The organism is Mesorhizobium sp. M7A.F.Ca.CA.004.06.1.1 (assembly GCF_003999135.1).
Lineage (GTDB): Bacteria > Pseudomonadota > Alphaproteobacteria > Rhizobiales > Rhizobiaceae > Mesorhizobium.
This window is the reverse complement of sequence record NZ_RZPQ01000277.1, coordinates 448-6,759: the sequence shown is the minus strand read 5'-3', so window position 1 is coordinate 6,759 and position 6,312 is coordinate 448. Positions and strand designations below refer to the sequence as shown.

At 65.2% G+C, this 6,312-nt stretch carries 7 protein-coding genes; all 7 read left to right on the top strand.

Annotated elements, in window-relative coordinates; translation table 11 throughout:
* The coding region (locus tag EN906_RS17575; protein ID WP_127375282.1) for an aldehyde dehydrogenase family protein at positions 1-1,326 on the top strand (1,326 nt) is incomplete at its 5' end.
* A gap of 16 nt (positions 1,327-1,342) precedes the next feature.
* The gene (locus EN906_RS17570) at positions 1,343-2,146 is read left to right on the top strand and encodes an N-formylglutamate amidohydrolase (protein ID WP_164748798.1); all 804 of its coding nucleotides are present in this window, start codon (positions 1,343-1,345) and stop codon (positions 2,144-2,146) included.
* Positions 2,147-2,217: 71 nt separating this feature from the next.
* A complete protein-coding gene (locus EN906_RS17565; protein WP_127269568.1) occupies positions 2,218-2,802 on the top strand; it encodes an XRE family transcriptional regulator in 585 nt (194 codons plus the stop codon).
* Positions 2,803-2,960: 158 nt separating this feature from the next.
* The gene (locus tag EN906_RS17560) at positions 2,961-3,686 is read left to right on the top strand and encodes an ABC transporter ATP-binding protein (protein ID WP_127269567.1); all 726 of its coding nucleotides are present in this window, start codon (positions 2,961-2,963) and stop codon (positions 3,684-3,686) included.
* A 42-nt stretch (positions 3,687-3,728) separates the two neighbouring features.
* Entirely contained in the window at positions 3,729-4,883 is a 1,155-nt protein-coding gene (locus tag EN906_RS17555; RefSeq protein ID WP_127269566.1) for an ABC transporter substrate-binding protein, read from the top strand.
* A gap of 13 nt (positions 4,884-4,896) precedes the next feature.
* On the top strand, positions 4,897-5,634 hold the full coding sequence (locus EN906_RS17550) for an ABC transporter ATP-binding protein (RefSeq protein WP_164748797.1): 738 nt from the start codon (positions 4,897-4,899) through the stop codon (positions 5,632-5,634).
* An 8-nt stretch (positions 5,635-5,642) separates the two neighbouring features.
* Positions 5,643-6,312: branched-chain amino acid ABC transporter permease (locus EN906_RS17545; RefSeq protein WP_245484284.1), on the top strand; the 670-nt coding region annotated here is incomplete at its 3' end.

The window sequence follows — 6,312 nt, the reverse complement described above, 5'->3', positions numbered from 1 at the left end:
GGTTCCGCCATCGGGGCAGCGCTCACCCGCGCGCGTGCCGCCCTGCCGTCCTGGCGGCGGACGCCGCTGGCCGACAGACTGGCGATCCTGCTGCGCTTTGGTGAGGAGATGAAGGCGCGGGCAACGCCGCTGGCCGAGATGGTGGCCTGGCAGATCGGCCGGCCGCTATGGCAGGCCGACGAGACGCCTCGCCTGGCGCTGGTCGGACAATTGCTTGCCGACATCGCACCGGAAACCCTGGCCAATGTGCCGTATCCTTCGGATGACAACATCCGCCGCTATGCCAAGCCGGTGGCGGGCGGCCTGCATCTGTCGATCTGCGCCTGGAACTATCCCACCGCCATGCTCGGCTATCTCGTGACGTCGCCGCTCGCGGCCGGCAATGTGGTGATCTTCAAGCATTCGCCGCAGACGCCGCTGATTGCCGAACTGGCGGAAGAGGCCTTCCGTGCCGCCGGCGGCCCCGAGGGCGTCTTCCAGAGCTTGCATCTCGACCATGCCGATGCCGAGAAGCTGATTGCGTCCGGCGCCTTCAACGCGGTGAATTTCATCGGTTCGGTCAATGGCGGCCGGAGCGTCCATGCCGCCGCCGCCGGCACCTTCACACAGGTGCATCTCGAACTCGGCGGCAAGGATCCGACCTATATCCGCGCCGATGCCGATCTCGAAGCCACGATCCCGCAGATCGCCGAGGGCACCTATTCCAATGCCGGCCAGTCCTGCTGTTCGGTCGAGCGCATCTATGTCGACCAGGCGATCCATGACCGCTTCGTCGAAGCGCTGGTTGCCGAAACGGCGAAATGGACCATCGGCCATCCCATCGGCGAAAAGCCGATGGTCGGCCCGGTGGTGCGGGCGAGTGCCGCCGACACGATCCGCGATCTCGCCGAACAGGCGGTCCGGGCAGGAGCCCGGCGCCTGATGCCGCGAGACGGAACGCTCAAGGCCTCTGGTCTTGGCGCCGCCTATGTCGCGCCGGAAGTGCTGGTGGGTGTCGATCACAGCATGCGGATCATGCGCGACGAACTGTTCGGGCCGGTGGCCTGCATCCAGTCCGTCGGCAGCGATGACGAGGCGATCGGCCTGATGAACGACAGCGATTTCGGCCTCAGCGCCTCGATCTGGACCACAGATATCGAGCGCGGCGTGGCGCTGCTCGACGAGGTCGAGGCCGGTACCGTCTATCTCAATCGCTGCGACCACGCCGACCTGCATCTACCCTGGGGCGGCATCAAGAATTCCGGCCTCGGCCGCACCAATGGCCGCGCCGGCCTGGCGGAGGCGACAGCGGCCAAGGCCTATCATGTCCGCTCCGTCATCGGCTGATCCGGAGGACGGCCCGGTGAGCGCCGCGAGCCTTGCAGAGCTTGATGAGAGAGCAGTCGCCGCGCTGGCCGCCGCCAGTGTCGAGCGGCTGCGGATCGAGGCGGCGAGCCCCTATCTGCTGATCGCCGAACATGCGGGCAATCTGGTGCCCGCGCCATGGCATGACCTTGGCCTCGCAGCACCCTATCTCGGCACGCATTTCGCCGTCGACATCGGCATCGATGCCTTGACGCGCCGGCTGTCGCAGACATTGCGGGCGCCGGCCGTGGTCGCGCATTATTCGCGGCTGTTCCTCGACTACAACCGGCCTGCCGGCGAATGGGACTTCATGCGCCCGGATCTCGGCGGCATTCCGGTGCCTGGCAATCTCGCGCCCGATGCAGTCGATGTCAGGCTGCGCAAGATGATCGCCTGGGCGCCGGTCGAACAGGCTGTTATCGACGCCGCGGCTGGCCGGCAGGCGCTGATCTCGGTGCATTCCTTCACCCCGGTGATGGGCGGCGTCAGGCGCAATGTCGACATCGGCGTCCTGTGGCGGGAGCAGTCCCCCTTCGTCACCTCGGTGTTGAAAACGCTTGGCGCGCGGGGCGCCGAGGCCGGGTTGAGGATCGGCGACAACGAGCCGTATGACTGGCGTCAGGCAGTTGGCTACACGCTGAACCGGCACGGGTTGGAGCAGGGCAGGCCTTGCCTTTATCTCGAAGTCCGCAACGACCTGCTTTCCGATCCGGAAACATTCGAGCTCGTCAGCCGCACGCTAGAAACCGTATTTGCCACCGTTGCGATGTCGTTATGGCCGAAACCAGCCGTAGCCGTCTAAAGGCTGGACGCCCCCGAGGCGCGCCGCTAGAGCTTGTCGAATTGGAAACACGACAGCCAAGGGCGCGGGTGATGCAGGGCAATGTGGGTAGCAAGATCCGCGATGCGCGCAAGGAGCGGAACATCACGCTGCGCGATCTCAGCGAACGCTCCGGCCTTTCGGTTTCGCAATTGTCGAAACTGGAGAACGGCAAAGCCCGGCTGACGGTCGACGTCGCACTGATGATCGCCGGCGTGCTGCATGTGCCGGTGGCCTCCTTCCTGTTCAGCCCGAAGCCGGGCATGCAGGCGCGGCGCTCGATCACGCGCGCCGGCAGCGGCATCCTGCACCAGGGCAACGCAATGGAATTCGAGGTCCTGTGCAGCGATTTTCGCGACAAGACCAACATTTTCTGGCGTGTCACGCTGCGCGCGAAGAGTTTTGAGGAGAACGGTGGCTGGCGCAGCCATTCGGGCGAGGAGTTCATCCACGTGCTGAGCGGCAGCCTGGAACTGCACACGATCCATTATGATCCAACCGTGCTGCAGCCGGGCGACAGCATCCTGTTCGATGGCGAAATGCAGCACGCCTATATCGCGCTGGGCGAAGAGCAGGTGATCATGCTGATGTCGAACACAGTGCCGCGCGACGGGCTGCCGGCCGGCGCCGGGGTCTGATCCCGGCCTGACTGGAATCCGGGCCCGAAAGTTTGGGGCCTCTCAAGAATATTTTCTAAAATGGAAAAAAATACTTGTTATGGAAAAGTCCGGGGTCTAGCATCCTGTTCACCGGCCGACAGGAGAAATAGCCATCGGCCGGATGGGAGATGGAACCGATGCTGTCGGTTGAGGCAGTCAGCAAGACCTTTGGCGGCGTGCAGGCGTTGCGCAGTGCCTCGCTGGCCTGCGAGGCCGGCGAAATCCTCGGCCTGATCGGCCCCAATGGCGCCGGCAAATCCACTCTGGTCAACGCCATCTCCGGCGTGCTCAAGCCGGACACCGGCAGTGTGAGGCTGGCGGGCAAGGAGATCACCGGCCACGGTCCTGAGCATTGCGCGCGGGCCGGCGTCGCGCGTACGTTCCAGACCATCCGGCTGTTCAAGGATTTGACCGTCCGGCAGAATGTCGAGGTCGCCCATATCACCTGCCAGGCGGTTCGGCCGGAAGCGGCGGCACGCATCGGCGTCGATCAACTGCTTGCGCAATATCAGCTGGATGGCTTCGCCGACGTTCCGGCCGGCACGCTGTCCTATGGCAGCCAGCGTCGGCTCGAAATCGCCCGCGCGCTGGCGTTGGGCCCATCGTTGCTGCTGCTCGACGAGCCGGCGGCCGGCCTCAACGAAGGCGAGTCCGAGACATTGGCGGTAGCGATCGAGGGCATTCGCAGGGATGTCGGCTGCGCGACCATCGTCATCGATCACGATTTGCGATTCATCAACCGGCTTTGCGACCGGCTCTGCGTCATGGATCAGGGCCAGGTGATCGCGTCCGGGCAAACCGAAGCGGTGTGGCGCGATCCGCGCGTCATCGAGGTTTATGTCGGGCAGTCCGAGACATCGTGACGGCGCCCTAAGCGCCAACAACAAGGGAGAAGGAGGGGTCAAATGGAGAAGATGATTTTGGGGGCCGCGGTCGTGGCGGCGGGGCTTTTGCAGGTGACGCATGCCGGTGCCGCCGATCTGAAGATCGGGCTCGCGGTGGCAATGACCGGCACCTACGCACCCTACAGCGAGGCCGAAGGGGCGCGCTGCATGGCCGACAAATTGAACAAGGCCGCAGGCGCCGGCGATCCCAAGGTCGAGCTGATGATCGAGGACAACCGCTCCGATCCGCAGCTTTCGGTGTCGCTCGGCCAGAAATTCCTCGATGCCGGCGCCCAGGTCATCACCGGCGTGCCGTTCCCGGATGCGCTGATCCCGACAGCGCAGATCGCCGCGCCCTATGGTGCCACTGTATTCTCGGCGCCGAACACGCAGCTTGAGATGCAGCAGGCCGGCCTCGACAATTTCATTGCCGGCGCGGTGCCGGATCCGATCAATGCGGCAGCGACCGCCAATGCGCTCTACGGCAAGGGCGCGCGTACCGTGGCGCTGATGGTCTCGCCCGATGCAGGCTCTTATTCCGAAAAGCTGCCGGAATGGTTCGGCGAGGTGTTCGAGCATCTCGGCGGCAAGGTCGTCTCCAAGCTCAACTATTCCTGGGGCACATCAGACTGGTCGCCGCAGATCGCTAGCATCAAGGCGTTGCCGCAGAAGCCGGACGCCATCCACATCTGCGGCGTGCTGCCCGATGTCGGCATTTTCATCCGCCAGCTGCGCGCCAATGGCTATGACGGTTGGGTGGCCGGCTGCGATGCCTTCGACGACAAGTCGCTGGAAGGCACCGTGGGTGATCCGGCATCGCTGGAGAAGGTGATGTTCGCCACCCATGGCGCGACCGGCGTCGACAGCCCGATCGACAAGTTCCTGGCCCAGTGCAAGGCCGACGGCTACAAGATCAACGGCATCTTCGACGCGCTTGGCGCCGACATGGTGCAGATCAGCTACGAGGCGGCGAAGAAGTCCGGCACGGTCGAGCCCGCCGCCTTGCGCGAGGCGATCCGCGCGCCGGGCGGCTATCCCGGCACCACGGCGCCGGTCATATCCTTCGCCGAGAAGAAGGGTTATCCGGTCAAGGCCGTGCCGGTGATGGGGTTTGCGAACGGCAAGCGGGTGCTGATCACCGACACGCCGCCGACCTTCGTTCCGGCGCTGAACTGACGGGCAGCGAGCGATGACGGATCGAGACTTCGGTGCAGACCTCGTCGTGCTGAGCGTCGACAATCTGGTCGTCCGCTACGGCGCGGTGAGCGCGGTGCGCGACCTCAGCTTGAAGGTCGGGCGGGGCGAACTCGTCGCCCTGCTCGGCCCCAACGGCGCCGGCAAGAGCTCGACCATCAACGCGCTGACCGGCCTGGTCACGCCGGTTTCCGGCCGCGTCGTTCTCGACGGCCAGGACATTTCGCGTGTCCGCACCGAGGACCGCATTCGCGCCGGCCTGACCTCCACCCCCGAAGGCCGGCACATCTTCGCCAATCTGACGGTCGGCGAGAACCTTCGGCTTGGCGCGGCGATACGGCGCGATCCCAAGGGCGTGCGCCAGGACATCGAGCGCTTCCTGGCCTTGTTTCCGGTGCTTTCCGAACGCTACGGGCAGGCGGCCGGCACGCTATCGGGTGGCGAGCAGCAGATGTTGGCCATCGCCAGATCGCTGATGTCGCGGCCGAAGCTTTTGCTGCTCGACGAGCCGTCGCTGGGACTGGCGCCGAAGATCGTCGTGCAGATCTTCGATTTCATCGGCGAGCTGAAGGCGGAAGGGCTGACGCTGCTGGTGGTCGAGCAGAACGCCAGGCAGGCATTGCGCTTCGCCGACCGCGTCTATGTCGTCAGCGCCGGCACGCTTCGCCACAGCGGGCCGCCATCCAGCCTTGCCGACGAACACGGTCTCTTCAACCTCTATATCGGCGGGTAGGCGGCGACATGGATTATGCCTTGCAGCAGCTTCTCAATGCGCTGGCTTTCGGTGCGGAATATTCGCTGGTCGCGCTCGGCCTCGCGGTGGTGTTCTCGATCATGGGCCTGGTCAATTTCGCGCATGGGGAGATCATCGGCGTCTCCGCCTACAGCGTGTTCCTGGCGGCGGCGCTCGGACTGACTTCGCCTATCGTCGCGGTGCTGCTTGCTGTCGCTGCCGCCGCACTTGCGGCCATCGCCTTCGAGCGGGTGGCGTTCCGGCCGGTGCGCTATGCGCCGACGACGACCGGGCTGCTGACCGCCTTCGGCGTCTCGATCGTCGTGCAGAACCTGTTCATGCTGCTGATCTCGCCAAAGCCGCAGTCGGTCTCGATCCTCAACGGGCTGAACCAGATGTGGTTCTTCGGCCCCTTTGCGGTGTCGTCGCTGCAGGTGATGGAGCTTATCGTCTCGGGCCTGACCATTCTCGCCTTGGTGCTGTTCCTCAACCGTTCGACGCTCGGCCTCGCCATCCGCGCGGCGTCGCGCGATTTCGCCACGGTGCGGCTGATGGGTATCAAGGCGAACCGGGTGATCGCCACGGCCTTCGCCGTCTCCGGCGCACTGGCCGGCATCGCCGCCGTCTTCATCATCGCGCGGCGCGGCAGCGTCTCGCCCGATCTCGGCTTCAGCCTGG

Coding starts and splice junctions, on each gene's coding strand:
- EN906_RS17560 (WP_127269567.1), top strand. CDS start 2,961: ATGCTGTCGGTTGAGGCAGTCAGCAAGACCTTTGGCGGCGTGCAGGCG.
- EN906_RS17555 (WP_127269566.1), top strand. CDS start 3,729: ATGGAGAAGATGATTTTGGGGGCCGCGGTCGTGGCGGCGGGGCTTTTG.
- EN906_RS17550 (WP_164748797.1), top strand. CDS start 4,897: ATGACGGATCGAGACTTCGGTGCAGACCTCGTCGTGCTGAGCGTCGAC.
- EN906_RS17565 (WP_127269568.1), top strand. CDS start 2,218: ATGCAGGGCAATGTGGGTAGCAAGATCCGCGATGCGCGCAAGGAGCGG.